The sequence below is a fragment of the Actinoplanes ianthinogenes genome, from assembly GCF_018324205.1.
GTDB classification, from domain to species: domain Bacteria; phylum Actinomycetota; class Actinomycetes; order Mycobacteriales; family Micromonosporaceae; genus Actinoplanes; species Actinoplanes ianthinogenes.
In genome coordinates, this window is record NZ_AP023356.1 from 5367049 (window position 1) to 5390832 (window position 23784).

Annotated in this window: 26 protein-coding genes and 1 tRNA gene; 15 read left to right on the forward strand and 12 right to left on the reverse strand. The window is 69.8% G+C overall.

Going from position 1 to position 23784, the window contains the following annotated elements; genetic code table 11:
• The first annotated feature begins 26 nt into the window (after positions 1-26).
• The 6 genes from Aiant_RS24245 to Aiant_RS24270 are packed head-to-tail and all read left to right on the forward strand — an operon-like array spanning position 27 to position 6418.
• The gene (locus Aiant_RS24245) at positions 27-629 is read left to right on the forward strand and encodes a 4Fe-4S binding protein (protein ID WP_189329154.1); all 603 of its coding nucleotides are present in this window, start codon (positions 27-29) and stop codon (positions 627-629) included.
• A complete protein-coding gene (locus Aiant_RS24250) occupies positions 626-1171 on the forward strand; it encodes an NADH-quinone oxidoreductase subunit J family protein (protein ID WP_189329155.1) in 546 nt (181 codons plus the stop codon). Before Aiant_RS24245 ends, Aiant_RS24250 begins: the two co-directional genes overlap by 4 nt.
• Positions 1172-1540 carry an NADH-quinone oxidoreductase subunit NuoK gene (gene nuoK, locus Aiant_RS24255; RefSeq protein ID WP_189329156.1) on the forward strand — a complete coding sequence of 123 codons (369 nt, stop codon included), beginning with the start codon at positions 1172-1174 and terminating at the stop codon, positions 1538-1540.
• Positions 1537-3447, forward strand: a complete 1911-nt coding sequence (locus Aiant_RS24260) for an NADH-quinone oxidoreductase subunit 5 family protein (RefSeq protein ID WP_189329157.1) — start codon at positions 1537-1539, stop codon at positions 3445-3447. Before nuoK ends, Aiant_RS24260 begins: the two co-directional genes overlap by 4 nt.
• Positions 3447-4967 carry a complex I subunit 4 family protein gene (locus Aiant_RS24265; protein ID WP_189329158.1) on the forward strand — a complete coding sequence of 507 codons (1521 nt, stop codon included), beginning with the start codon at positions 3447-3449 and terminating at the stop codon, positions 4965-4967. The genes Aiant_RS24260 and Aiant_RS24265 overlap by 1 nt, the downstream gene beginning before the upstream one ends.
• Positions 4964-6418 carry an NADH-quinone oxidoreductase subunit N gene (locus tag Aiant_RS24270; protein ID WP_189329159.1) on the forward strand — a complete coding sequence of 485 codons (1455 nt, stop codon included), beginning with the start codon at positions 4964-4966 and terminating at the stop codon, positions 6416-6418. Before Aiant_RS24265 ends, Aiant_RS24270 begins: the two co-directional genes overlap by 4 nt.
• On the opposite strand, the gene Aiant_RS24275 is transcribed toward Aiant_RS24270, so the two are convergent.
• From Aiant_RS24275 to Aiant_RS24310, 8 genes are all read right to left on the reverse strand, one after another.
• Positions 6411-6713 (reverse strand): GNAT family N-acetyltransferase, encoded by a 303-nt coding sequence (locus tag Aiant_RS24275; protein WP_189329160.1) that lies wholly within the window; start codon positions 6711-6713, stop codon positions 6411-6413. The two genes, Aiant_RS24270 and Aiant_RS24275, sit on opposite strands and share 8 nt — an antisense overlap.
• A gap of 30 nt (positions 6714-6743) precedes the next feature.
• Complete coding sequence (locus tag Aiant_RS24280; protein ID WP_229829878.1) at positions 6744-7403, reverse strand: MOSC domain-containing protein; 660 nt, start codon at positions 7401-7403, stop codon at positions 6744-6746.
• Positions 7400-8221, reverse strand: a complete 822-nt coding sequence (locus Aiant_RS24285) for a GNAT family N-acetyltransferase (protein ID WP_189329161.1) — start codon at positions 8219-8221, stop codon at positions 7400-7402. The genes Aiant_RS24280 and Aiant_RS24285 overlap by 4 nt, the downstream gene beginning before the upstream one ends.
• An 18-nt stretch (positions 8222-8239) precedes the next feature.
• Positions 8240-9247: an LLM class flavin-dependent oxidoreductase gene (locus Aiant_RS24290; protein WP_189329162.1), complete on the reverse strand. Its 1008-nt coding sequence runs from the start codon at positions 9245-9247 to the stop codon at positions 8240-8242.
• A gap of 9 nt (positions 9248-9256) precedes the next feature.
• Positions 9257-9733, reverse strand: a complete 477-nt coding sequence (locus Aiant_RS24295; protein WP_189329163.1) for a DUF1707 SHOCT-like domain-containing protein — start codon at positions 9731-9733, stop codon at positions 9257-9259.
• Positions 9734-9845: 112 nt separating this feature from the next.
• A complete protein-coding gene (locus tag Aiant_RS24300; protein ID WP_189329164.1) occupies positions 9846-11114 on the reverse strand; it encodes an MFS transporter in 1269 nt (422 codons plus the stop codon).
• Positions 11115-11274: 160 nt separating this feature from the next.
• A complete protein-coding gene (gene htpX / locus Aiant_RS24305; protein ID WP_189329165.1) occupies positions 11275-12180 on the reverse strand; it encodes a zinc metalloprotease HtpX in 906 nt (301 codons plus the stop codon).
• Between the two features lie 143 nt (positions 12181-12323).
• Positions 12324-12404: transfer RNA gene (locus tag Aiant_RS24310), tRNA-Tyr, on the reverse strand.
• A 147-nt stretch (positions 12405-12551) separates the two neighbouring features.
• On the opposite strand from Aiant_RS24310, the gene Aiant_RS24315 reads away from it, so the two are divergent.
• Both Aiant_RS24315 and Aiant_RS24320 read left to right on the forward strand, forming a co-directional pair.
• Positions 12552-13043 (forward strand): YajQ family cyclic di-GMP-binding protein, encoded by a 492-nt coding sequence (locus tag Aiant_RS24315; RefSeq protein ID WP_189329166.1) that lies wholly within the window; start codon positions 12552-12554, stop codon positions 13041-13043.
• A 372-nt stretch (positions 13044-13415) separates the two neighbouring features.
• A complete protein-coding gene (locus tag Aiant_RS24320; RefSeq protein ID WP_189329167.1) occupies positions 13416-14075 on the forward strand; it encodes a hypothetical protein in 660 nt (219 codons plus the stop codon).
• Positions 14076-14457: 382 nt separating this feature from the next.
• Here Aiant_RS24320 and Aiant_RS24325 read toward each other — a convergent pair whose 3' ends face one another.
• Entirely contained in the window at positions 14458-14595 is a 138-nt protein-coding gene (locus Aiant_RS24325) for a hypothetical protein (RefSeq protein ID WP_189329168.1), read from the reverse strand.
• Positions 14596-14744: 149 nt separating this feature from the next.
• Between Aiant_RS24325 and Aiant_RS24330 the strand changes: the two genes are divergently transcribed.
• The gene (locus Aiant_RS24330) at positions 14745-18329 is read left to right on the forward strand and encodes an NB-ARC domain-containing protein (RefSeq protein WP_189329169.1); all 3585 of its coding nucleotides are present in this window, start codon (positions 14745-14747) and stop codon (positions 18327-18329) included.
• 258 nt (positions 18330-18587) lie between these two features.
• Here the strand turns inward: Aiant_RS24330 and Aiant_RS24335 are convergent, their stop codons facing one another.
• Positions 18588-19388: an inositol monophosphatase family protein gene (locus Aiant_RS24335; protein ID WP_189329170.1), complete on the reverse strand. Its 801-nt coding sequence runs from the start codon at positions 19386-19388 to the stop codon at positions 18588-18590.
• On the reverse strand, positions 19385-20314 hold the full coding sequence (locus tag Aiant_RS24340; RefSeq protein ID WP_229829879.1) for a DUF5919 domain-containing protein: 930 nt from the start codon (positions 20312-20314) through the stop codon (positions 19385-19387). The genes Aiant_RS24335 and Aiant_RS24340 overlap by 4 nt, the downstream gene beginning before the upstream one ends.
• A gap of 210 nt (positions 20315-20524) precedes the next feature.
• On the opposite strand from Aiant_RS24340, the gene Aiant_RS24345 reads away from it, so the two are divergent.
• From Aiant_RS24345 to Aiant_RS24355, 3 genes are read left to right on the forward strand one after another with little or no spacing between them, the layout of a single operon-like run.
• Complete coding sequence (locus tag Aiant_RS24345) at positions 20525-20683, forward strand: hypothetical protein (RefSeq protein ID WP_189329171.1); 159 nt, start codon at positions 20525-20527, stop codon at positions 20681-20683.
• The gene (locus Aiant_RS24350) at positions 20680-20946 is read left to right on the forward strand and encodes a DivIVA domain-containing protein (RefSeq protein WP_189329172.1); all 267 of its coding nucleotides are present in this window, start codon (positions 20680-20682) and stop codon (positions 20944-20946) included. Before Aiant_RS24345 ends, Aiant_RS24350 begins: the two co-directional genes overlap by 4 nt.
• Positions 20947-20981: 35 nt before the next feature.
• A complete protein-coding gene (locus Aiant_RS24355; RefSeq protein WP_229829880.1) occupies positions 20982-21278 on the forward strand; it encodes a hypothetical protein in 297 nt (98 codons plus the stop codon).
• Positions 21279-21365: 87 nt separating this feature from the next.
• Here Aiant_RS24355 and Aiant_RS24360 read toward each other — a convergent pair whose 3' ends face one another.
• Complete coding sequence (locus tag Aiant_RS24360; protein ID WP_189329173.1) at positions 21366-21773, reverse strand: hypothetical protein; 408 nt, start codon at positions 21771-21773, stop codon at positions 21366-21368.
• 96 nt (positions 21774-21869) lie between these two features.
• Between Aiant_RS24360 and Aiant_RS24365 the strand changes: the two genes are divergently transcribed.
• The 3 genes from Aiant_RS24365 (at position 21870) to Aiant_RS24375 (ending at position 23779) form a co-directional block, all read left to right on the forward strand.
• Positions 21870-22160, forward strand: coding sequence for a hypothetical protein (locus tag Aiant_RS24365; protein WP_189329174.1), 291 nt, complete (start codon positions 21870-21872; stop codon positions 22158-22160).
• A gap of 92 nt (positions 22161-22252) precedes the next feature.
• Entirely contained in the window at positions 22253-22885 is a 633-nt protein-coding gene (locus tag Aiant_RS24370) for a LysE family translocator (RefSeq protein ID WP_189329175.1), read from the forward strand.
• Positions 22886-22957: 72 nt separating this feature from the next.
• On the forward strand, positions 22958-23779 hold the full coding sequence (locus Aiant_RS24375; protein ID WP_229829881.1) for a sulfurtransferase: 822 nt from the start codon (positions 22958-22960) through the stop codon (positions 23777-23779).
• The last annotated feature ends 5 nt before the right edge of the window (positions 23780-23784 follow it).

The following is a 23784-nucleotide window of genomic DNA, read 5'->3' on the forward strand; positions in this document are numbered from 1 at the left end:
GAACGAACCGGGCAGGATATGCCCTTGTGACTGATGACGGCGATCGCCCCGTACCCGGCAAGGGTTTGATCAATGGTCTTGCCGTCACGCTCAAGACGCTGACCAAGAAGACCACCACCCAGCAGTACCCGGACGTCGAGCCGGAGCTGCCGCCACGCTCCCGCGGCGTGATCGCGCTGCTGGAGGAGAACTGCACGGTCTGCATGCTCTGCGCCCGCGAGTGCCCGGACTGGTGCATCTACATCGACTCGCACAAGGAGGAGGTCGTCGTCCCCGGCGCCGCGCGCGCCCGCCAGCGCAACGTGCTGGACAAGTTCGACATCGACTTCTCCCTCTGCATGTACTGCGGCATCTGCATCGAGGTCTGCCCGTTCGACGCGCTGCACTGGACGCCCGAGTTCGAGTACGCGGAGACCGACGTCCTCTCCTTGCTGCACGACAAGAACCGGCTGGGCGAGTGGATGCGTACCGTGCCGCCGCCCCCGGCGCACGACGTGCTGGGCGAGCCCTCCAAGGAGGAGGCGACCGCGGCGCGCAAGGCCGCGGGTCCGGGCGCGGCCACCGCCGCCAAGACCGCAAGACCGGCTTCCGTACGCCCTGAGCAGCCACGCCCGGAGTCCGCCTCGTGACCGTCGCCGATGTGCTCCTGCTCGCGCTCGGCGCCGTCGCGGTCGGTTCCGGCGCCCTGGTCGTGACCAGCACCCACCTGGTCCGCTCCGGCCTCTACCTGGTCGTCAGCCTCGGCGCGATCGCCGGCCTCTACCTGGTCCTCGGCGCCGAACTGGTCGCCTGGGTGCAGGTCCTGGTCTACGTCGGCGCCGTCGTCGTGCTGCTGCTGTTCGCGGTGATGCTGACCCGCGCCCCGATCGGCCCGTCCGCCGACCTGGACCGCCCGACCGGCCCGTCCGCCCTGATCGGCGGTGGGGTCGGTCTCGGCCTGGCCGCGCTGTTCGCCGACGCGTTCCGCTGGATCGAGTACCCGAGCCCGGACCCGGGCACCGCCGAGACGGTCGGCAAGGAGATCTTCGGGACCTGGGTGCTGCCCTTCGAGGTGCTCTCGATCCTGCTGCTGGCCGCGCTGGTCGGCGCGATCGTGCTGTCCCGCCCCGACATCGGGGCCCGTCCGGCGCCCCCCGCCGAGCCGGCCGAGTCCGAGGAGGCCCCGGCCTAGATGCACGTGACCATTCCGTACGTTGTCGGCGCCGCCCTGTTCGGCCTGGGTGTGTACGGCGTCGTCCGCCGTCGCAACGCGATCCTGGTGCTGATGGCCGTCGAGCTGATGCTGAACGCGGTCAACCTGATCCTGGTCACCGCGGACGTCTCGCTGCGGTCCGCGCTGCGCGGCGTCCCCGGCGAGGCCTGGGCCACGCCGAACGCGCAGCCCGGCTCGGGCGGCGTGTTCGCCCTGTTCGTGATCGTGCTGGCGGCCGCCGAGGTCGGCGTCGGCCTGGCGATCGTTCTTCAGTACTACCGGATGCGTAAAGCCGTCGCGATCGACGAGGTGCGGCTGGACGCCGACGCGGAACGGGTGGACGGGTGAGCGTCGACACCGCTGCTTCGTTGCTGCAAGTCGTACCGTTGCTGGCCGGTCTGCTCGGCCTGCTCCTGCCGCCGGGCGACGGTCTCGGGCCGCGCCGCCGGATCGCCGCCGGCCTCGGCGTGGCCGGCGCCGCGGCCGCCCTGCTGCTCGCGCTGCGCCTGCTGGCCGACGACGGGGGCCCGTTCGAGACCGGCGTCGAGCTGGTCCGGTTCGGGGACATCCCGGTGACCTTCGGCGCGGCGATCAGCCCGCCGGTGGTCTACGTGGCGATCGCGGTCAGCCTGGTCGCGCTGATGGTGCAGCTCTACTCGATCACCTACCTGCACGACGACCCGCGGTACGCGCCCTACGCCGCCCAGATCAGCCTGTTCACCGGCGCGATGCTGCTGGTGGTGACCGCCAACGACCTGATTCTCATGCTGATCGGCTGGGAGGTGATGGGCGCCTGCTCGTACCTGCTGATCGGTCACGACCGCCGGCTGCCCGAGGCCCCGGCCGCCGCGGTGAAGGCGTTCCTGGTCACCCGGGTGGGTGACGTCGGCTTCCTGCTCGGCATCGCCGTGCTGGTCACCGGGGCCGGCACCGCGCGCCTCGACCAGGTGCTCGCCACCGACTACCGGCCCGCCACGCTGACCGCCGCGCTGCTGCTGCTCCTGGCCGGGGTGGCGGGCAAGAGCGCGCAGTTCCCGCTGCACACCTGGCTGCCGGACGCGATGGCCGGCCCGACCCCGATCTCCGCGCTGATCCACGCGGCCACGATGGTCGCGGCCGGCGTCTACGTGGTGTTCCGGACCTACCCGCTGTTCAAGCAGTCCGCGGTGGCCCTCGCGGTGCTCGCGGTGATGGCCTCGATCACCATCCTGCTCGGCGCCCTCTCCGCGATGGCCCAGGACGACCTGAAGCGGGTGCTGGCCTGGTCCACGGTCTCCCAGATCGGCTACATGACCGGCGCCCTGGCTGTCGGCTCGCCCGCCGCGGCCCTGTTCCACCTGCTCACCCACGCCGCCTTCAAGGCGCTGCTGTTCCTCGCGGCGGGCGCGGTGATCCACGCGGTGGGCACCAACTACCTGTCCCGGATGGGTGGCCTGCGCGCGCACATGCCGGTCACCTTCTGGTCGTTCGTGATCGGCCTGGGCGCGCTGGCCGGGCTGCCCCCGCTGGCCGGGTTCTGGTCCAAGGAGACCGTGCTGACCGCCGCCGCGCACGCCACCGACGGCGGTGAGCCGGTGCCGGTCTGGGCCGCCTGGCTGGTCTGGCTGGCCGCGCTCCTCGCGGTCGGCATCACCGCCTGGTACTCGATGCGGCTGCTGCTCCGGGCGTTCTTCGGCCCGTCCCGGGCGTACGGGCCGGACGGCCCGGACTGGGAGATCGGCTTCGACGACGCGCGTTACCGGACGCCGGCTCTCCCGCACGACCCGCCGGCGCTGATGCGCTGGCCGATCCTGCTGCTCACGATCCCGTCCGCGCTGCTCGGCCTGGCCGCCTTCGCCCCCGGGTTCCGGCACGCGCTGGAGCTGGACGACCCGCACCTCGGCGTGATCGTCGCCCTGCCGATGCTGCTGCTCGCGACCGGGGCCGGCACCGCCTGGTGGCTCTGGTGGGGTGCGCCCGGCGTCGACCCGGTCGAGGCGCTGGGCCGGGCCCGCCCGCTGTTCGCCTCCGGGTTCCACCTGGACCACGTGCAGGGCGTGCTGGTCGTGCGCCCGGTGAAGGCGCTGGCCCGGCTGGCCACCGCCACCGACGAGCGGGTGGTGGACGTCGCGGTGGAGGGCACCGGCACGGCGACCCGCGGGCTCGGCGGGATGTTCGCCGACGCGCACCGGACCGCCGCGCTGCCCGGCGCCGCCGTCCTGGTGCTGTTCGGCGCCCTGATACTCGGTATCGTCGCGTGGCTGGGGGCCGCCTGATGTCCTGGTTGCTTCCCACGATGCTCGCGGTGCCCGGACTGGGCGCGGCGCTGGTGTCGCTGCTTCCGGCGGCCCGCGACCGGCAGGCCCGGATCGTCGCGACCGTCTTCGCCGCGATCACCTTCGTGCTCACTCTCGCCCCGCTGCCGCTGCGCGCGGACCGCGGCGACATCTGGTTCGCCTACGGCGACCGCCCGGTGCCGCCTTTGCTGCCCTGGCTGAACCTGGATCTGCCCTGGGTGCCGGCCCTCGGGCTGCGGTTCCACCTCGGGATCGACGGCGTCTCGTACCCGCTGGTGGCGCTGACCGGGCTGCTGACGCTGCTCTGCTGCGCCTACACGGTGCGCAAGGTGCCCGAGGGTGGCGGCAGTGGGCGTACGCTGACCGTCCTGCTCTTGATCTTGGAAGTGGGTGTCCTGGGCACCTTCCTGGCCCTGGACCTGATCCTCTTCTTCGTCTTCTTCGAAGTCGTGCTGCTGCCGATGTACGCGGTGATCGCCGGCTGGGGCGGCGAGAACCGCCGGGCGGCCGCGCGCAAGTTCGTGCTCTACACGCTCTTCGGCTCGGTCCTGCTGCTGCTCGGCGTGGTCCTGGTGGTGACCAAGGCGGGCACCGGCGACCTGGTCGCGCTGACCGGCGCCGCCGAGCTCAGCCGGACCACCCAGTGCGTGGCGTTCGCCCTGCTGGCCGTCGCGTTCGCGGTCAAGGCGCCGCTCTGGCCGCTGCACACCTGGCTGCCCGACGCGCACACCGAGGCGCCGACGGTCGGCTCGGTGATCCTGGCCGGCGTGCTGCTCAAGATGGGCACCTACGGGCTGATCCGGGTCGGCGTCGGCGTCGCGCCGGAGGGCGCCGCCTGGGCCGCCCCGGTGCTCGGCGTCCTCGCGGTGGTCGCGATCCTGGCCGGGTCGCTGATCTGCCTGCGGCAGCGCGAGCTGAAGCGGCTGATCGCCTACTCCAGCGTCGGGCACATGGGTTTCGTGCTGCTCGGCATCGCCACGCTGACCGTCACCGGCCTGCAGGCCGCGCTGCTCGGCAACGTGGCACACGGGCTGATCACCGGCCTGCTGTTCTTCCTGGCCGGCACGATCAAGGACCGGGCCGGCACCGGCTCGCTGGCGCAGCTCAGCGGCCTGCGGGAGACCGCGCCCCGGCTGGCCGGCCTGTTCGGCTTCGCCGCCGTCGCCTCGCTCGGCCTGCCCGGGCTGGCGGGCTTCTGGGGCGAGGCGTTCGCGGTCATCGCGGCGGTCCAGCGGGGCGGTCCGCTGTGGGTCATCCTGGCGGTGGTCGCGGCCGTCGGCGGCGCGCTGACCGCGGCCTACTTCCTGCGGCTGCTGCGCGGGCTCACCCACGGCCCGGCCACCCCGACGGTGCACGCGCTGCGCCCGTCGATCGCCGCGGCCGAGTGGTTCGCCTGGGCCCCGCTGGTGCTGCTCACCCTGGTGGTCGGCGTCCTGCCCGCGCTGGTGCTGTCCGAGACCGCCCTGCCCCTGACCACCCTCCTGGGAGTCCACCCGTGAGCCAGTCGGTCAACCACGTCGCGCTGCTGCCGCTCTACGCCGCGGCCGGCACCGCGATCCTCGCCTTCCTGGCCGACCTGTTCGTCGCGAAGCGCGCCGTCACGATCGCCGCCACCGCGCTCGGCGCGCTGGCCACCGCGGTCGCCGCCCTGGCCGTCGGCGCCGAGGCGGGCACCTTCTGCACCACCGGCGCCTGCTCCTGGGTGCCCACCTGGCCGGCCGCGGTCACCGCCGCGCTCTTCGCCGCCCTGACCGTCGGCGTCCTCGCCCTCTCCACCCCGGCCCTGCGGCTGGCCATCGCCCCGGCCGGCGAGTTCTGCTTCCTGCTGGCCTGCTCGATGACCGGCGGCGTGGTGGTCGCCTACGCCGGCGACCTGATCACCCTGATCGTCGGCCTGGAGACGCTGACCCTGCCGCTGTACGTGCTGGTCGGGCTGCGCCGCTTCGCCCCGGGCGAGCGGGCGACCACCGAGGGCGCCGCCGCCTCGGTCACGTTCTTCCTGATCAGCGTGGTCTCGACGGCCGTCACCCTGCTCGGCGCCGCGCTGAACTACGCGGCCACCGGCGCCCTGCACCTGGCCCTGCTGACCCCGGCCACCGGCGTCTTCGGCCCGCTGGCCGGCGTCGGGGTGGCCCTGCTGGTGATCGGCCTGGCCTTCAAGGTCGCCGCCGTGCCGCTGCACGCCTGGGCCCCGGCCACCTACGACGGCGCGCCGGTCCCGATCGCCGCCTACCTGTCCACGGCGTCCAAGCTCGGCGGGGTCCTGGCCCTGGCGGCGATCGTCAGCCGCCTGGACGCCCGGGCCGTGACGGCCGTCCTGGCGGTCCTCACGATGACCGTCGGCAACCTGGTCGCCCTGCGCCAGACCCGGATGGTCCGCCTGCTCGCCTGGTCCTCGATCGCCCAGGCCGGCTACATCCTGGCGGCCCTGGCCCTGGGCGCGCCCGGCGTCCCCGCGGCCCTGGCCTACGCCGTCTTCTTCGTGGTCCTGGAGCTCATCGTGTTCGGCGTGGTCGTCGCGCTGCGCCCGCCCGGCGCCGACGGCGGCCCGCTGCTCGACTACCGCGGCGCCGGCCGCCGCCACCCGTGGCTCGGTGCCGCCATGGTGCTGGCGCTGGCCGGTCTCGCCGGCCTGCCCCCGGGCCTGGCCGGCCTGTTCGCCAAGCTGTCCGTGGTCAACGTCCTGGTCCAGCGGAACTGGGCCTGGCTCGCCGCCGTGGTCGTCCTGAACGCGGTCATCGCGCTGGCGTACTACGTCCGGGTGGCCGCGTCCCTGTACACCCTGCCCCCGAGGATCGGCCTGAGCGTGGCCGACCCGGTCCTGGTCGACGCGGCCCTGCACCCGCGGCTCCCGATCTCCCGCCCGGTGGCCGCCACCCTGGTCGCGTCGGTCGCGGTCGCCGTGGTGCTGGGCTTCGCCCCGCAAGTCCTGTTCGACGCCCTTACTTGACGCGGCGGGTGGTGCGGGCCACCAGCGACTCGTACTCCGGGTGCTTGTCCAGCCACTCGGCGACGAACGGGCACATCGGGACGACGGTCCGCGCTTTCGCCCGGGCGTCGTCCATCGCCGCCCGGGCCAGGGCCGAGCCGACCCCCTGCCGCTCGAAGGCCGGGTCCACCTCGGTGTGCGTGTACACGACGATCGGCCCGGTCACCTGATAGGTCAGCACCCCGGCCGGCGCCCCGGACTCGTCCCGAGCCTCGAAACGCCCCTTCTCCGGCACGTCGGTCACCGCGAATTCCATCCCGTCATCCAACCACGGCCCCGGGACGGATCAGCCGAGACGCTCGAGCACCTCGTCCCGCAGCGACGACGGCAGCTCCGGCGCGTCCAGCAGGCGCGCCAGCCGGGACTGGTCCCGCATGTAGATCTCGAACGCCTCGGTCAGCGTGAGCCCGTGCGCCGGCCGCTCGACCACCGCGATCCGGTCACCCGGCGCCAGCTGCCCGGGTACCAGAACCCGCAGGTACGTCCCGGGCCGGTTGGCCGCCGTGAACCGTTTCACCCAGCGCGGCTCGGCCATCCGGTTCTGGAACGTCACGCACGGCAGGCGCCCGAACGTGACCTGCAACACCAGTCCGGACCCGAACGCCCACTTCTCGCCGATCACCGCGCCGAGCAGGTCCAGCCCCGAGGTTGTCAGGTTCTCCCCGAAGATCCCGGGCGGCAGCTCGCGGTCCAGCGACTCGGCCCACCACGCGTAGTCCTCCGTGGCGTACGCGTAAACCGCCTGGTCGTTCCCGCCGTGATTCTTCGTGTCCCCGATGTGGTCGCCGACCAACCCGCTGTGCAGCCCGACACCCTTCAACCCGGGCGCCCGCACCTCCACCGGCGCCGACACCGGCAACTTGTGAATGCCGGTGGACGCGACGCCCTTGCCCATCGGCGGCGCCGCGGCCGCCACGTTGACCGACAGCACCGTCCCGACCGTCATACGAACCTCACCATCGCTCGATCCTCCACCGGCCGATAGCCGAGCCGCTGGTACAGCGCGTTGCTCGTCGGGTTCGCCAGGTCGGTGTACAGCACCACCTCGCTCGCCCCCTCGTCGAGCGCGGCCCGGGTGGCGGCCGTGGTCGCCCCGCCCGCGTAACCGCGCCGCCGCAACTCCGGCGGTGTCCAGACCCGCAGGATCCGGACCATCCCGGCCTGCGGGCGGGACCGGATCGCCATCGCGACCGGCCTCCCGCCGTCGATCCACAGCGTGACCCCGGCGTACGCCAGGTGGTCGTCGACGAGCTCGGACGTGTCCTCCCGGGGCTCGCCGACGAACGCCTCGAAGTCTGCCACCCACGTGAGCAGCAGGTCGCGGTCGGCCACTGTGGCCGGTCGGGCGAAGCCGGGCGGCGCCGGGTCGGGCGGGGTCAGCGTGCCGAGCCGGAACAGCCGGGTCCGCATGCCGGCCACATAGGACCGCTCGCCGGCGAACGCCGGGATGTCGCCCTCCGCCATGGTGACGCCGGAGATCGGCCGATCCGCCAGCGCCTCCACCGCCGCCGGTACCGCCTCGGGAGGCAGCGAGCTGAACAGCACCGGGTGCGGCGGGGTTTGCAGCAGCACCCCGTCCACCGCCCCCGACGACGTGGTCCACCAGCCGAAGAACGGATCAGCCGGACCGTACGCATGCCGCCCGCGGACCCGCAGGTTGTCGATCAGGGTGAGGAACACCGTGTGCCGGACCGGCGACGCCCGCAGGAAGTCCCCCGCGGCCGCGGCGAACCTCTCCAGGTCGGATGTGATCTCCCAGGTCATCCGGCCATGAAAGCAGACTTACATCCCCCACGCCTTCGCAATTCTGGCCAGGGTGTCCCGCCGGGTCGCCGGGTCGTAGACGGTCCCGGCCAGGATCAGCTCGTCCGCCCCGGTACGCGTGACCAGCGTGTCCAGGGCGGTCACCACCTCGTCCGCCGTTCCCGCGTACTGCGTGCCCGGCAGCGACTCCAGCATCTGCCGGTCCAGATCGGACAGTTGCCGATCGGCCGCGTCGGCCGGCGAGACGATCGAGCCGAGCCGCCCGGTCCGCAGGCTCAGCGCCATCACCCGGCTGGGCCCGGCCAGGTATCGCGCCTCCTCGGTGGTCTCCGCCGCGATCACCGAGGCGCTGACCATCACGTGCGGCTCGGGGAACCGGGGCGACGGCTGGAAACCGGACCGGTACAGCTGGAGCGCGGCATCCACATCGGACGCGATCGCGAAGTGATATGCGTAACAGAAGGGCAGGCCCAGCGCCGCCGCGATCTGCGCCCCGTACGTCGAGGAGCCGAGGATCCAGACCTCCGGGTGCGAGGTCGGCGCCGGGGTGGCATGCAGCCGCCCGGCCTTGCCGGCTGCCCGTTCGTCGCCGAGCAGCCCCAGCATCGTCTGGAGGTGCTCCGGGAAATGCTCCACGGTCAGATAGGGCGAGACCCCGCGCAGCGCGGCCGCGGTGGCCTGGTCGGTGCCCGGCGCCCGCCCGATCCCGAGGTCGATGCGATCCGGATACAGCGCCTCCAGCAGCGCGAACTGCTCGGCGACCACGAACGGCATGTGGTTCGGCAGCATCACCCCGCCGGACCCGACCCTGATCCGCCGGGTCTGCGCCGCGACCGCGCCGATCAGCACCGGCGGGGTGGTGGACGCCACCGCCGGCATGTTGTGGTGCTCGGCGACCCAGAACCGGGCGTAGCCCAGCTCGTCGGCCGCCTGCGCGGTCGCGATGGTGCCGCGCAGTGCGTCGGCGCTGGTGTGCCCCTCGCTGACGGTGGCCAGGTCCAGCACGGAAAGCGGTACTCGGGTCATGCCCCGAAATTACCTCCGGCGCTGCTGGTGGCGGATCACCTGCACGCCGACCGTGACGGCGGCCAGCGCCACGCCGGGCACCAGCATCCAGGCCGGCCACGGGTACACCCAGTCGTTCACGGTCTCCCGGACCAGGGCGTAGACCACCAGGTTCACCGCGGCGAGCGAGGCCCAGACGGTCCACAGCACCAGCAGCGCGACCGGCATCCGGCGAGCCGCGCGGCGTGCCTCGGCGCTCCGCCGGGCGTGCACCTCGGCCGCGCTCGTCCCGGGCCGCGGCAGATCCTGGACCAGGACCAGCAACTCCGCGTACGTCCGGGCGGCGTAGGCGCCGGCGACGCGCTCGTCGTACTCGTGCAGGGAGAGCCGGCCCTCGTCGAGCGCGCCCTTGAGCTGATCGGCGATCTGCTGCCGGTCGGCGTCCGCCGCGCGCAGCGTCTCGACCTGCTCGGAGCGCCGGCCGGGGCCGGACACCTCTTTAGCCATGACCGCGCTCCTTCGGGTACGCCACCTCTGCGCGTCAGGCTATCCAAAGTGCACCAAAAAAGGGTCGCGCCGAGCGAACCCGGCGCGACCCCGCTTCCTCCCCAGGAAGTCGCTAGACCGGCTCCGCGGCCAGGGCGCCGCTCAACCGCTCCGCCGCGTGCCGGTCGGCCCGGGCCATCGACCCCTCCGGGATCGCGGCGACCGCGGCGGCCAGCATCAGCACGACGGCCGCGAAGACGAACGACCACGGCAGCCCGCCCGGCTGGTCGACGATCACGCCGGCCAGCGCGCCGCCCGCGGCGCTGCCGGAGACCGACACGGTCACCATCCAGGTGTACGCCTCGTTCAGCATCCCGGCCGGCGCGAGCCGGCCCACCAGGCTGGTCTCCACGGTCAGCGCCGGCGCGATGGTGGCGCCGCCGAGCACCAGGGCCACGCCCAGGTGAAGCGGGCTCGGCATGAACGCCAGCACCAGGAAGCTCAGCGCGACCGCGCCCAGCAGCCAGGCGAACTGCCGGGGCAGCGCCATGGCCGGCCGCCGGGTGCCGAACCAGATGCCGCCGATCGCCGAGCCGACACCCCACACGCCGAGCAGCACCCCGCCCAGCGCCTCGTCGCCACCGTGCTGCGCGGCGTAGGCCGGCACGATCACCCCGGCCGCCCCGAACGCGACGCCGAGCGCGCTGACGCAGAGCAGCAGCGCCGGGAAGCCGCCGGCCCGCAGCGGACCGAGGCCCTTCGCCGCGTGGTCGGCGTGGTGCGCCCCGCGGTGCCGCATCACCGGCAGCCGGGAGACCCAGGTCGTCCCGACGAAGGTCGCCATCGCGGCGCTGACCAGCGCGGTCGCCGGATTCGTGGTCAGCACCAGCAGGGCCGAGACGAGCATCGGGCCGAGCACGAAGACCAGCTCGAACAGCGAGGTCTCGGCGGCCAGCGCGGCCGACCGCAGCCCCTGCCCGGCGCTGCCCGGCGCGGTCATGTCGTTCCAGGCGCGGCGGATCGCCGCGGTCAGCGGCGGATAGGTCGCGCCGGCCGCGGCCGAGGCCGCGAAGATCCAGGTGAGCGCGTCCTCGCCGCCCCGGCTGGCCAGCAGCAGGGCGCCCAGCGCGAGCGGGTGCAGAATCGCGGTGGCGAGCAGGATCGGCGCCGGGCCGATCCGGTCGGCGAGCCGACCGGCGACCGGGCTCAGCGCCGCGCCGGCCAGGGCGTAGACGCCGCCGGCGAGTCCGGCGGACGCGTACCGCCCGGTGGCCTGCTCGACGAGCAGGAGCAGGCCGAGCGGGGTCATCCCGATGCCGAGCCGGGCCAGGATGCCGACTATCAGCAGGGTCCGTCCGCCCGGGAGCTGCCACACGCCAAGGTACTGACGCAACGCGGTCACAGGCGGAACCTCCAGGACTTGGTGTAACGGCCAACAAGGCTTTCGACGCTAACGCCGACACTGCCGGAACACACCTGAAACAGGTCCGCCTGTCATGCGGCTCACCATGACAGTGACGGCCGCGCCGATGGGCGCGGCCGTCAGTTTCCGGTACGGGAGATCAGCGCACGTACGGCCGGGACGCCCCGCTGGTGAGCGCCGCCTGCTCGTGCAGCCGCCGCACCCGCTCCTGCATCGGCGGGTGGGTGGAGAACAGCGCCGAGACGCCACCGCCGCGGAACGGGTTGGCGATCATCAGGTGCGCGGTGCTGGTGAGCTGCCCGTCGGCCGGCAGCGGCACCCGCTGCGTACCGTAATGAATCTTTTCGAGCGCGCTGGCCAGTGCCAGCGGGTCGCCGGTGAGGGTGGCGCCCGAGGCGTCCGCCTGGAACTCCCTGTTCCGGCTGATCGCCAGCTGGATGACCGACGCGGCCAGCGGGCCGAGGATCAGCATCAGCAGCAGCGACGCGGGGTTCGAGGAGTCCTCGTCGTCCGACCCGCCGAACGGCAGGAAGATCGCCAGCTGGGCGAACATCGTGATGATCCCGGCGAGCGCGCCCGCCACGCTGGAGATCAGGATGTCGCGGTTGTAGACGTGCGACAGCTCGTGGCCGATCACGCCGCGCAGCTCCCGCGTGTCCAGGATCCGGGTGATGCCGACCGTCACGGCGACCGCCGCGTGCTCCGGGTCCCGCCCGGTCGCGAAAGCGTTCGGCTGCATCGACGGCGAGACGTACAGCCGGGGCATCGGCTGCCCGGCCTGCTGGGCCAGCTCGCGCACGATCTGGTACAGCGCCGGGAACTCGGCCTCGCTGACCGGCTGGGCGCCCATCGCCCGTAGCGCGATCTTGTCCGAGTAGAAGTAGCTGACCGCGTTGGTGACCAGCGAGAAGATCACCGCGATGACCAGGCCGGTGCTCCCGCCGAGCCAGTAGCCCACGGCCAGGATCAGGCCGGTGAGCAGCCCGAGGAGGGCGGCCGTCTTGAGTCCGTTGTGATGGGTGTGCACGTTCGACTCCTTCAGCATGCGGGCTCATGACCCACACTCCAGAGAACGCGAAAACCCTGCACGTTCATCCGTGAGAACGCTGTGAGTTAGCTGGATCGGGTGGTCCCCGGAAAACGAGAACGGCCCCGGAGTCATGACTCCGGGGCCGTCCTGCCTGCCTGTGGCGGGTAGAGGATTCGAACCTCTGTAGCTTTCGCGACGGATTTACAGTCCGCTCCCATTGGCCGCTCGGGCAACCCGCCTGGGCAGCCACCACGCTTTCGCGCGGCAGCGGAGATGAGCATAGCCGTACCGCAGGGCCGCCTCGCAACCGGGTACGGTCGGCATGTCGCCGGGTCAGCACGGCCCGAGGGCGGCATCGACAAGCATCCAGCCGCAGGAGTCTGATCATGGCAGCCAACCCGTCGTTCGACATCGTCAGCAAGGTCGACCGGCAGGAGGTCGACAACGCTTTCCACCAGGCGGAGAAGGAGCTGAGCACCCGGTTCGACTTCCGGGGCACCGGCACCGAGCTCGCCAAGTCGGGCGAGGCCTTCACCATCACGTCGGAGACCGAGGAGCGGGCCGCCGCCGCGCTCGACGTGTTCAAGGAGAAGCTGGTCAAGCGGAACATCTCGCTGAAGTCCCTGGACGCGGGGGAGCCCCGGCAGTCCGGCAAGACCTTCAAGATCGACCTCAAGGTGGTCGAGGGGATCGAGGCCGACAAGGCCAAGGCGATCAGCAAGAAGATCCGCGACGAGGGGCCGAAGGGCGTGCAGGCGCAGATCCAGGGCGACCAGCTCCGCGTCACCGGCAAGAAGCGGGACGACCTCCAGGCCGTGATCGCCCTGCTCAAGGCGGAGGACTTCGGCGTCGCCCTCCAGTTCAACAATTACCGATAGGGTGTTCGGCCGGTCCTGGCAGCAGGGCCGGCCAAGGGTGCTGACCTGGGTAAACGCCGTTGGTCATGGTCATCTTTGGTCAACGCTTTGGGACGTCTGACGGCCCAGAGTCGCCCCAGCGGCCCCGAGATCGTCGGATTCATGTCCTAGCCTTCGTCCGTGCGATCCCGCCCGCTACCGGAGCCAAGGACGCTGGCGCTCTCCTGGGCTGACTGGCTGCCGCTGAACGATCGGGTGGCCCGTCTCCGGGTACCGCGCGGCCCAGGGCTCTACCGCGTGAGGCGGGTGGGGGAGAGCACTCTGGCCTACGTCGGGCAGAGTTCGGGGCTCCGTGGCCGGCTCAGCCAGCTTTGCGCCCTGTATGGCGACGAGATGCCGTACAACGACCCGCACACCGCCGCTCCCTGCCTCTGGGTGATGCGCACCGCGGAGGGCGCCGAGTTCGAGGTCTCAGTGGCTGAGCTCGCGGGGGATGTCCGGGAGCGCAAGCTCGCCGAGTGCGTCGTGGTGTCGGAGCACCGGGCGGAGTTCGGTCGCTCGCCGACGGCCAACTTCGGGCGCATGCCGGACGGTTGGATCAAGTCCACCGGCAACAACGCCGCGCTGGCGAAGTCCGGGCGCCGAGCTCGCGGGTATCAAGATCCCGCTGTCACTCGATCGCTGGATTATGCCCCGGTGCTCGACCTGGACCATGCCCCCACCGCCCCTGAGTGGGCCGGCCTCCCGTGGAGTCCTTGGCGCCCCGGGCTGATCGCCGAGCCGACTCTGGGCGTCTACCGAATCCGCAGCGCCGGGGAGCAGCACCTCGTGTACCTCGGACAGGGCCGGATCGGGGCTCGGCTGACCGCTCACGCGGCCAAGAGCCGCCTCGAAGACCACCGCCAGCGGGCCGCGTTCACCGGCGACCTCGAAAGCTCCTGGGCGGCCTTGCCGACCTGCACTGCGGCCCAGCTCCTGGAGGTCGAGTGCGACCTCATTGCCAGTCACGCCCTCTTCGCCGGCCTCGCACCTGAGGCCCAGTTCTTCGGCTGAAGTGTCCGCTGAGTCACAGGCAGCGCCCGGTTCAGATCCGGTGGCAAGTCGCGAAGCGGTGCGGCAGCGATCGCCGGAACCAGCATCGGAGATCAGCCAGAGGCGACGATCGTCATGGCCCTGAGCAGCGAACTGGCCGGCGCGCCGGCCGATGCCGACCGAAGGCCGAGAGAGGGATTAGCGGCTACAGAACCTGGCACGGGTAAGCCGGATTCATCTTGGTAGATGGTGACTTTGGATACCTTTGTTTGCGCCACTTGGAAGAGCGTTTGCAAGGGCGAATCTAGCTAGTTAATGCAGTGAAACAGTCGGTCAGCCATTTGAAGCTGAAAAGATCGACCGGCCCGAGCTGGGGACTCGAGCCGGCCGTGGACTGGCAGGGTCAGCGCCGGAGGAACATGCGGAGAAGCCGAAGGGCGCGGCGGCGCCGGCCCTCGTCCGGGGAGTAGAGATTGATGATCACTAGGGCCGTGACCGTGATGAGAAAGATCGCGGACGTCCACTCGACTGAGGTGCTCATGCCTCCAGCTTGGATCCCCGGGAGAGGGCGTTTACGCAGGTGGACAAACCTTTCCGTCATGATCCGTAGCTTTCTGATGACATACGAGTTCCACCATTGTGGATCGCTGTCCTTTACAAATGTTTACAGGGCTGCCAGGCTGACGCGCTGTGTCCACTGCCGACCTAGGTGAGTTGAGGGCCTTCGTTCAGCGACTGCATCGCGACAACGGTGAGCCGAGCACGAGGGAGATCGCACGTCGACTCGATGGCGCAATCAGCCACACGACGGTTGCCAAGATCCTTAAATGTGACAAGCCACCTGGCTGGGAGCAGTTCGAGGGCGTGGTAGAGGCGCTCGGTGGTGATCCAGACGAAGCGCGTCAGGTCTGGGTGGCCTTCCGCGACGCCACTGCTCCGCTGTCTGAGGTGCAGTCCACCGCTACGGGATCACGGCGCAACACGCCGTGGATGATGCCAGCCCTGAACCGGCGCCCCATCGACCGCCCCGATCTCACAGCACAGATGCTGCGCGTGCTGACTAGCGGAACCGGAACGACGGTCGGCATCACCACTGCTGTCCACGGGGCTGGCGGATTCGGCAAGACAACCCTCACCTCTTACGTCTGCTCCCGGCCGGAGTTGCGAGAACTCTTCCCGGGCGGACTCCTTTGGATCACGGTCGGGCAGGACAGACAAGGTCCCGACCTCGCTTCCGCTGTGAACGACCTTTGTGAGCAGCTCACCGGAGCTCGGCCTGCGTTCACTGATCCAGAGCAGGCGGGTCATCGCCTGGGCGAGTTGCTCGACGACGGGCCAGCGACCCTGCTTGTGGTTGATGACGTCTGGGACGACAACCAGCTCCGCCCGTTTCTGATCGGCGGACGGCGCTGTACAAGGCTGATTACGACGCGAATTCCCGGCCTGATCCCGGACGACGCCGAGTTCGTCCATGTCGACCAGATGGAGCAGCGTGAGTCCGAGACCCTCCTGGGTGCGGGGCTGCCGAAGCTTCCATCGCAGCAGGTACGGCGCCTCCTGGAGCTGACAGGTCGCTGGCCGCTGCTAATGGCTTTGCTCAACGGCACCCTGCGCCGAGCAGTGCGCGATGGCAATGACCTGTTGTCTGCGGTGAACTGGCTGGTCGGCCGACTCTCGACCGAGGGACCCGCTGCGCTCGACATTCGGGTGACCAAGGGCCGCGACCGTGCCGTGCATGCCACCGTGCAGGCAAGCGTGGCCATGCTGACCGAAGCCGACCGGGAGCGATACCGGGAACTTGCGATTTTCAACGAGGACGTTGACGTCCCCTTAGAAGCCTTGGAGACTCTGTGGTCCTCGACGGGCCAGTACTCCGCGGTCGACAGCATGCGCCTGGTCGCCGATCTCGTCGACCTTTCTCTCGTCGCGGCATACCAGCAAGCCAGCCAGTCGATCCGTTTACACGACGTCCTCCGGCTGTACCTGCGCCACGAGGTCGGCGCCGAGCGTCTGCACGAACTCAACGCTCTCTTTCTGGACGCCAATCGCGCGCCCATGCTGGGCCGCTGGTGGTCTCTTCCAGAGAACGACTATCTGTGGCAGCACCTCACCTACCATTTGGAGGAGAGCGGCCAGACAGCCGAACTGAATGCACTGGTAACCGATCTACGATGGACTGTGGCCAAGAGCCAGCGGTACGACGTCGCCGCTGTGGAGGCCGACCTGGCGCGCTCTGACACGCCGATGGCCGCTGAGCTCAAGGGCGCACTCGCCCGGGAAGCGCACGTGCTACAGCGGATCACTCCCAAACACGCCTACCCCGCTGTCTTGATCAGCCGGCTGTCCGGCACTCCAGCTCTGGCTCAGATAGTTTCTGACTACGAATCGACCCTGTATCGAAGCCAGCCGTGGCTGGAGAATCGCTGGCCGCTGCCCGGGCAGAGTTCCGCGCTGATTCGTGTTTTCGCAGGCTCTGACCATGCCCTCACGGGTTGTTCCATATCACCAGATTCCGACGCTGCCTGGATCGCGACCACGGGCTTCGGCGAGACGGTGGACATCTGGAATCGCACCACGGGCCAACGCCTCTTCCAGCTCCGCGGTCACCAAGATGCAGTGACGAAATGTGCCTTCGCCCCCGATGGCCTAACGTTGCTCAGCGTCGGAGTGGACGGCACTGGACGTATCTGGGACGTAGTAACCCGCAAGCTCCGAACGACGTTGTCCGGCCACGCCGGTGCCGTCAACGGCTGCACCATCACGCCAGATGGTACCGAAGTCGTGACCTTCGGCGACGATCGAACCGCACGCCGATGGCGGGCCGACGACGGCACCCTCCTATCCGTATTCGAGGATCATTCCGAGCGTTTGTTGGCCGGTGGAATCGCCCCGGACGGATCGTGGATCGTGGCAACTGCCGCGGACGGCTCAGTTACCTGCTGGTCGGTCGCCAGCGGCGAGCGTCTGCACAAGATTCGCGCGCACATCGGAGGTGCCCTGGCATGTGCTGTGGCGCCAGACGGTTCTTGGTTCGCAACCGGCGGGGAAGATTCCGCCGTCCGGATTTGGGATACCGAGACATTCCGGATGCTTGCCGAACTTCGTGATCATCAGGGCCGAGTCAACGCTGTGGCAGTGGACCCATCAGGTGAGGTCCTCGCGAGTTGCGGCGACGACCGAGCGGTCCGCCTATGGGATCCGCACCACAGCCATCGACTGGCCGTGCTGTCTGGGCACAATTACTTCGTTTCCGACTGTACGTTTAGCCAAGATGGCACGTCTTTGCTCACGGCCAGCCGCGACAGGTCCGCACGCTTGTGGAAGCGAGGAGCTACCGAGACCGTGGCAGAGGCGAGCACTACGCGTCGGCGTCTCGTGGCCTGTGCCTCCGACATTCATTCCGGCCGGGTGCTGACCGGTGGACGCGACGGGATGGTGCAGATTTGGGCAGCCTCCGGCGAGCTGCTGCATGAGGTCGCGGGGCATAAAGGTCCCATCACCGCAGCTGCGGTGACAAGCGCTGGTGATATCGGTGCCACGGCTGGATGGGACGGGTCCGTCCGCCTCTGGGACATGCAGACCGGCAATGAGCGAGCCAATCTCCACATTGATGGTGCGAAGTTCGAGAGCTGCGCCTTTTCGAGGGATGGGAAAAGTATCGTCGCGGGCGCCCACGATGGTTGCTTGACGCGGTGGGACGTTGTGACGACAGAGACAAAGCAGGTTATCCCCGGACACGGTAACTGGGTATCGGGATGCACTTTCTCGCCCGACGATGCCGTCCTCGCCACGACAAGCTGGGATCGGACTGCCCTGCTGTGGTCAATGCCTCGCGGATTGAAACAGCATCATCTGACCGGACATCTAGGCGAGGTCCTATGCTGTTCGTTCGCGAATTCGGGCAATCGTCTGATCACCGGAAGCGACGACACGACCGCTCGCGTGTGGGACCTGTCGGGTGCCGCTGAGCCGCTCATTCTCCGCGGACATGAGTCGGCGATCACCGGTTGCGACCTCAACCGGCTTGGTAATCTATTGGTGACGTGCGGAAATGACGCGACGATCCGGGTTTGGGACTGGATGCGTGCGGAGAACGTGGCGACTATTCGTGTCGCCAGCACACTCTCAGACGTTTGCTGGGCCGACGGTCGAAGCACGATCTGTGCCGTGGGCGAGGCGGGCATCCACATGTTCTCCTTCCGGCAGGTAGATTCCGGAGGTGCCCTCCGTGAGCCAACCGGACGAGGGGTCGCGACAGTTCGTCCAACGGACTAGCTAAGAGTTCCGAAACCTCGGCATGGGCGGATGATCCTTTAACCATCCGTCACCGTCGACCCGCCATCACTCAGACGGCCGCCGTCGGAGCCCGCCGCGTCGAGGCTTGAGGTAGGCCGACGAGTCGGCCTACCTCGTCGGCGGGGCCGGCCGCACAGACGATGACGTACAGCATCTTGCCATCAGGGTTCATGCGGTGATCCTTGGAGGTCTTGAAAGGGGCGAGTATCTCCCTCCGGCCGGACCGCTGAATATCGGCTATGAGGCGGGAACGGGTTCGCCAGCGACGAGGTCGAGGATGGCTGCAAGAAGCGCGGGGTTCACGGCGATGGTGGCACTCGACCCGGTGTGATGCGGCGTTCCGTCCTGGTCGACGAGGACTGCGCCGGCCTCCCTGGCGATGATCACTCCGGCTGCGGTGTCCCACGGTTTGTTGGCCAGCATGACGGCGGCGTCGACCTGGCCGGCGGCCAGCCAGGCGAGGTCGATGGCGGCGGACCCGTGCATGCGTACACGCTGCACCCTGCTGGCCAGGCGCTGAGTGAGGGCGAACCTGGTGCGGTTCTTGTCCTCAGCACCATCGCCCACGGCGTAGTCGCCAAGGGCCACTACGGCGTCGCTGAGTCGAGCGGTGGTGCTGACGGCGATGGGCTGGTCATTGGCGTGGGCGCCGAGGCCCTCGGCTGCGTGGTAGCGGACGCCAAGGAAGGGGAGGTCGATGACACCGAGAACGGAGCGATTCCCGGTGATGAGGCCGAGGGAGATGCCGCACAGAGGTGAACCGTGGACGAAGTTGACGGTGCCATCGACGGGATCGAGCGCCCACAGCAGGTCGCCTGCTGCTCCGCTCGGGCCGTTCTCTTCGCCGAGGAAGCCGATGTCCGGACTGCGCTCCGCCAGAAAAGCGCGTACGCGTCCCTCGATGGCGAAGTCGACCTCGGAGGCCATGTCCCGATCGCCTTTGGCGGTCAACGCACCGGGTTGCATGGTGCGCATGATGTCGCGGGCGAGGTCGACGGCCTGGTGGGCGATCGGTAGCAGGTCGGCGTAGTCGGTCATCGGGGCTGGCCACCGCTCCAAAGCTCGTCGAAGGTGCGCTCGAACACGTGGTACAGCCCTGCGGCCGGCCACCGTTTCTTGATCACCATGGTCGGGGACTCGACGCCTCGCGCGTGCGGTAGGTACTGCTGCGCGACGCAGAGCGAGTCATTGATCAAAGTGACGTTGACACGGATTGTCTGGTCGTAGGTGGCAACCTCGATGCGGTCCCGAATATCGGCGGCCAGCCGGTCGCGGACGCGGAGCACGCCTTGCAGGTTGAGCATGGTGAGAGCGCCGAGGTGGCCCACGGTCATGTCTTCTTCGATCTCGCGCTGGCGCATCGCGGCGCCGGCCGGGTCGAGGAAGAGCAGGCGGAGGCGAGCACCGTTCTCGACCAGCTGGGCGAGCTGGCTGTCGGCGTACTGCTGGCAGATCAGGTTGAGGGACAACCCGACGGCGCGGATGTCGGTGGCGCAGTCGAACAGGGCGTGCGGCGGCATCTTGGAGGTGAACTCCGACCTGCTCGGGTAGACCGCCTCCACGTCGGCATACCGCTCGGCCAACGCCTCCTCGGCGAGAGCCTGGGCATACGGCGCGGGCTGAGCGGCTATCACATCGCCAGATAGCGTCGTGGTGGGCGCGATGCCGTGGCCGCGGTCGCCGAGCAGCAGGACCACGCGGGCCTCGCTGGGCATACAGAGGCCGGTTGAAATCCTGGTCAGGACGTCGATGCTGCTGACTCGGCGACCTCCGCCGATGATCTCGCTGACTTGAGCTTGGCTGAGGCCGGTTGCGACGCCGAGGTGTGTCTGGCTGACCCTGGTCTCGCGCTGGACCAGGCGAAATACCTGAGCGATATCGCGGGCGGCCAGGGCGTCGAGCATCGCGTCGGTGTCCCATAGATGCTCTGGCACGGAGAAGGTCGTCGCTGTGCGCGTGCTCAAGGGTGCCTCCCCTGGTCACTCCCGGCGTATCCGCGCTTCGGACAGCGGCCCGTGGTCGGTATCCGGTCGCCGGATAGAAGTTACTCCTTGATGGACTACCGCGTGTGATGGGTTGGACGCTGCTCAGCGACCACGATCAGCGCATGGCGAACTTCTCGGGGGTTTGTCGGTCCTGCGAGGGGCTGGCGGCTGGCGTCACGGCGTCGGACGGTGCAAGTCGGCGAGGCCACTGTGCGGCTGGTCCGGCGCGCCTGCCAGGACTGCACGATGGCGCGACCCTGCATCCCCAGCGACTTCGCCCCGTGCATCGGGCAGTTCCTGGCCACCCGCGGGCTGCCCGATCCCGTGCTGGCGAGGGAGCCCCAGTGAGCGGCGCTCCACACACCCAAACGAGCAGCTATTCCATACGCGGTCGTGGTCGGCTGACGCCGGACGGTGTCCGCGAGATTAGCTTCCGCCGTTCTCATGGTCTTGGCCGCGGACTGCGCGCCGAGGATGTCCGGCAGTTCATCGATCAGGTCTCGGACGACATGGCGTCGCTCTACGACGAGCTGGCCGCTGTGTACGCCGAGAACCACCGAATCAAGACCGCAGTGCCACCGTCGGCCCTTCATGATCAGGCCAACCGGTGACGGGAGCGGGCGTTCCCCGACGGAGGGCGGTATGCATGAACGCCCGGCCTAAATCCCCGAACGGGCCTCCGCCGGTCCGTCAGCCGAAGACCGGCGACGTGGTACGCCTGACCACCAATGCGAGCGTGCAGTTCGCCGGCGACTGCGCGATGATCTTCCGGATCATCCGCGTCGATCCGCGGGAGACGTACGCCGGCTGGGTCTGGCTGATCGGATACTCCCTCGACGCGAGCGGCAGGGCGATCGAGCGCCGGGAAGTCTTCGTACAGATCGCCGGGCTGGTTTACGTCACGACGCCTCGCGTGCCTCCGGCGGGTGACGAGGTCGGATAGCTGTCTCTGACACTGGTGTCCCGTCCGTGCGGCTTACCTGGGGGAGTGCCGCAGCGACTTCACCCAGAGTGCATCGAAGTCGCAGGGCTATGAGCAGTCGATGCGGTGCCAGGTCGTGTCGTGCTGCCACCGCAACTCGAAGCGCACGCACACGATCTGGTCCGTCTGGCCATCGGCCCCGCCCCGCATCTCGGCGTCGGCCCAGGAGTGCGGGTCGGCCAGATCCTCGTTGTCGTTGGCCCGCGAGGCCCGGACGGTCCCGCCGTAGTTGGTGATCGCACCGGTCAGCGCCTGGAATCCGGCCGTCGGATATTCCCCCGGGCTGAGCGCCGCCACCGCCAAGTCGACCTTGCGGGCGATGACTTTCGCGTTGACGTCAACGGCTGACCAGGCCGGGTCATAGGTGTTGAGTCGATACAGCACCCAGGCCACTCCGCCGGCCAGGACCACGAGGATCACCGCGACGGCTCCGACGAGAAATTTGATCACCTTCACGGTGTCAGTGTCCGTGCGCCCAGCAAGGTCCGAACCAGCGGCGGCAATTACCGCCAAAGCGCGGATCGCCGCCCGGCCCGGTCGCACACTGGGGCGATGAGTACCGAGGTGCTGGGCGGCGTACTCGGCCTCGCGCTGTTCGTCTTCGGCATGCGGATGCTCGTCCGGGACGAGGCGCCGGGCATGATCGCCCACTCGTTCCGGTCGGCCCGCGACGCGGGGTACTACCACCTGCTGTTCGGCCTGGCCTTGCTGATCTACGTGGGCGGCCTGCATCTGAACACCGCGGTGGCCGGGCAGGCCGCCGCCGTGATCGCCGTGCTCCTGGTCGGCATCGCCCTGGTCCGGTTCCGGCCGCGCGGCCGCGGCCCGACTCGCAAGGCGTAGCCGAATAGGCTGAGGGCCCGACTCGCAAGGCGTAGCCGGACAGGCTGAGGGCCCGACTCGCAAGGCGTAGCCGAACAGGCTAAGAAGGTGCCGTGGACCTCGCCCATGCCGTTCTCTCCTTCGCCGTTCTCGGCGCCCTCCTCACCATCACCCCCGGCCTGGACACCGCGCTGGTGCTCCGCTCGGCCGTCACGATGGGCCGCGGCCCGGCCTTCGCCACCGCCCTCGGCGTCGGCACCGGCGCGCTGACCTGGGGCGCGGCCGCCGCGGTCGGGGTGTCCGCGCTGCTCACCGCCTCGACCGTCGCCTACACCGTGCTGCGGGTGGCCGGCGCGGCGTACATGATTTTCCTGGGCGCCCGCATGATCCGCGCCGCCGTCCGCGCCGCCCCGATCGAGGAGGCGGCCCTCGCGCCCGCCGCACCCACCTGGTGGAGCACGTTCGGCAAGGGCCTGCTCACCAATCTGCTCAACCCCAAGGTCGGCGCCTTCTACATCGCGGTCCTCCCGCAGTTCATCCCGCCGGACACGTCGCCGCTCGGCGTCGGCCTGCTGCTCGCCCTGGTGCACGACCTGGAGGGGCTGGCCTGGTTCGCATTGATCATTTTCGGCGCGCAGGCCGCGCGCGGTGTCCTCGCCCGCCGCGCCGTCCGGCGTAGCGTCGACGCCGGCACCGGCGCGGTCCTGCTCGGCTTCGGCCTGCGCCTGGGTCTTTCCAGCCGATAGGGGAAAGAGCCGATAGGGACAGAGGCGATAAGGACAAGGCCGATAAGGACAAAGCCGATAGGGAGAGAGAAGGTGGCAAGCGCGGTGATCAACCCCGTGGTGGACCTGGACTGGCTGCGCGCCCACGCCGGCGAAGTGATCCTGGCCGACGTGCGGTGGTACCTCGACGGCCGGTCCGGGCACGAGGCGTACCGGAAAGGGCACCTGCCCGGCGCGGTCTTCATCGATCTGGACACCGCGCTGGCCGCACCGGCCTCGCCGGCCGAAGGCCGGCATCCGCTGCCGGACCCGGAGGTCTTCGCGGCGGCGATGTCCGCGGCCGGCATCGGGGACACGACGACCGTGGTGGGTTACGACGACGCCGGCGGCGTCATCGCCGCTCGGCTCATCTGGTTGCTGCGGGCGCTCGGGCGCGAGGCCGCGCTCCTCGACGGAGGCCTGCTTGCGTACGACGGGGAGCCCACCACCGAGATCCCCGCCCCGCCGCCGGCTGTTTTCACCCCGCGCCCGTGGCCCGCCGAGCGGCTGGCCGGCCTGGCCGAGACCGTCGACGGCGGCCACGTGGTCCTCGATGCCCGGGACGCGGCCCGGTTCCGTGGCGACACCGAGCCGGTCGACCCGCGTCCCGGCCACATTCCCGGCGCCCGCAACCTGCCCTGTCGCGACAACGTGGCCCCGGACGGCCGCTTCCTCCCGGTCGCCCAGCTGCGTGAGCGGTTCGCCGCGGTCGGGGCGGACGGCTCCACCGAGGTGATCTCGTACTGCGGTTCCGGGGTGACCGCCTGCCACAATCTGATCGCTCTGGAGCACGCCGGTCTGGGGGAGGGGCGGCTGTATCCGGGCTCCTGGTCGCAGTACAGCCACACCGATCGTCCCGCCGCGACGGGCGACTGACCTTC

Bases quoted from the DNA above. Each gene is read 5' to 3' on its own strand.
- nuoK (WP_189329156.1), top strand. From the start codon at position 1,172: ATGCACGTGACCATTCCGTACGTTGTCGGCGCCGCCCTGTTCGGCCTG.
- Aiant_RS24365 (WP_189329174.1), top strand. From the start codon at position 21,870: ATGAGTACCGAGGTGCTGGGCGGCGTACTCGGCCTCGCGCTGTTCGTC.
- Aiant_RS24325 (WP_189329168.1), bottom strand. From the start codon at position 14,595: ATGAGCACCTCAGTCGAGTGGACGTCCGCGATCTTTCTCATCACGGTC.
- Aiant_RS24295 (WP_189329163.1), bottom strand. From the start codon at position 9,733: ATGGCTAAAGAGGTGTCCGGCCCCGGCCGGCGCTCCGAGCAGGTCGAG.
- Aiant_RS24275 (WP_189329160.1), bottom strand. From the start codon at position 6,713: ATGGAATTCGCGGTGACCGACGTGCCGGAGAAGGGGCGTTTCGAGGCT.
- Aiant_RS24320 (WP_189329167.1), top strand. From the start codon at position 13,416: ATGCCGTACAACGACCCGCACACCGCCGCTCCCTGCCTCTGGGTGATG.
- Aiant_RS24335 (WP_189329170.1), bottom strand. From the start codon at position 19,388: ATGACCGACTACGCCGACCTGCTACCGATCGCCCACCAGGCCGTCGAC.
- Aiant_RS24290 (WP_189329162.1), bottom strand. From the start codon at position 9,247: ATGACCCGAGTACCGCTTTCCGTGCTGGACCTGGCCACCGTCAGCGAG.
- Aiant_RS24265 (WP_189329158.1), top strand. From the start codon at position 3,447: ATGTCCTGGTTGCTTCCCACGATGCTCGCGGTGCCCGGACTGGGCGCG.
- htpX (WP_189329165.1), bottom strand. From the start codon at position 12,180: ATGCTGAAGGAGTCGAACGTGCACACCCATCACAACGGACTCAAGACG.
- Aiant_RS24315 (WP_189329166.1), top strand. From the start codon at position 12,552: ATGGCAGCCAACCCGTCGTTCGACATCGTCAGCAAGGTCGACCGGCAG.
- Aiant_RS24280 (WP_229829878.1), bottom strand. From the start codon at position 7,403: ATGACGGTCGGGACGGTGCTGTCGGTCAACGTGGCGGCCGCGGCGCCG.
- Aiant_RS24355 (WP_229829880.1), top strand. From the start codon at position 20,982: ATGAACGCCCGGCCTAAATCCCCGAACGGGCCTCCGCCGGTCCGTCAG.
- Aiant_RS24285 (WP_189329161.1), bottom strand. From the start codon at position 8,221: ATGACCTGGGAGATCACATCCGACCTGGAGAGGTTCGCCGCGGCCGCG.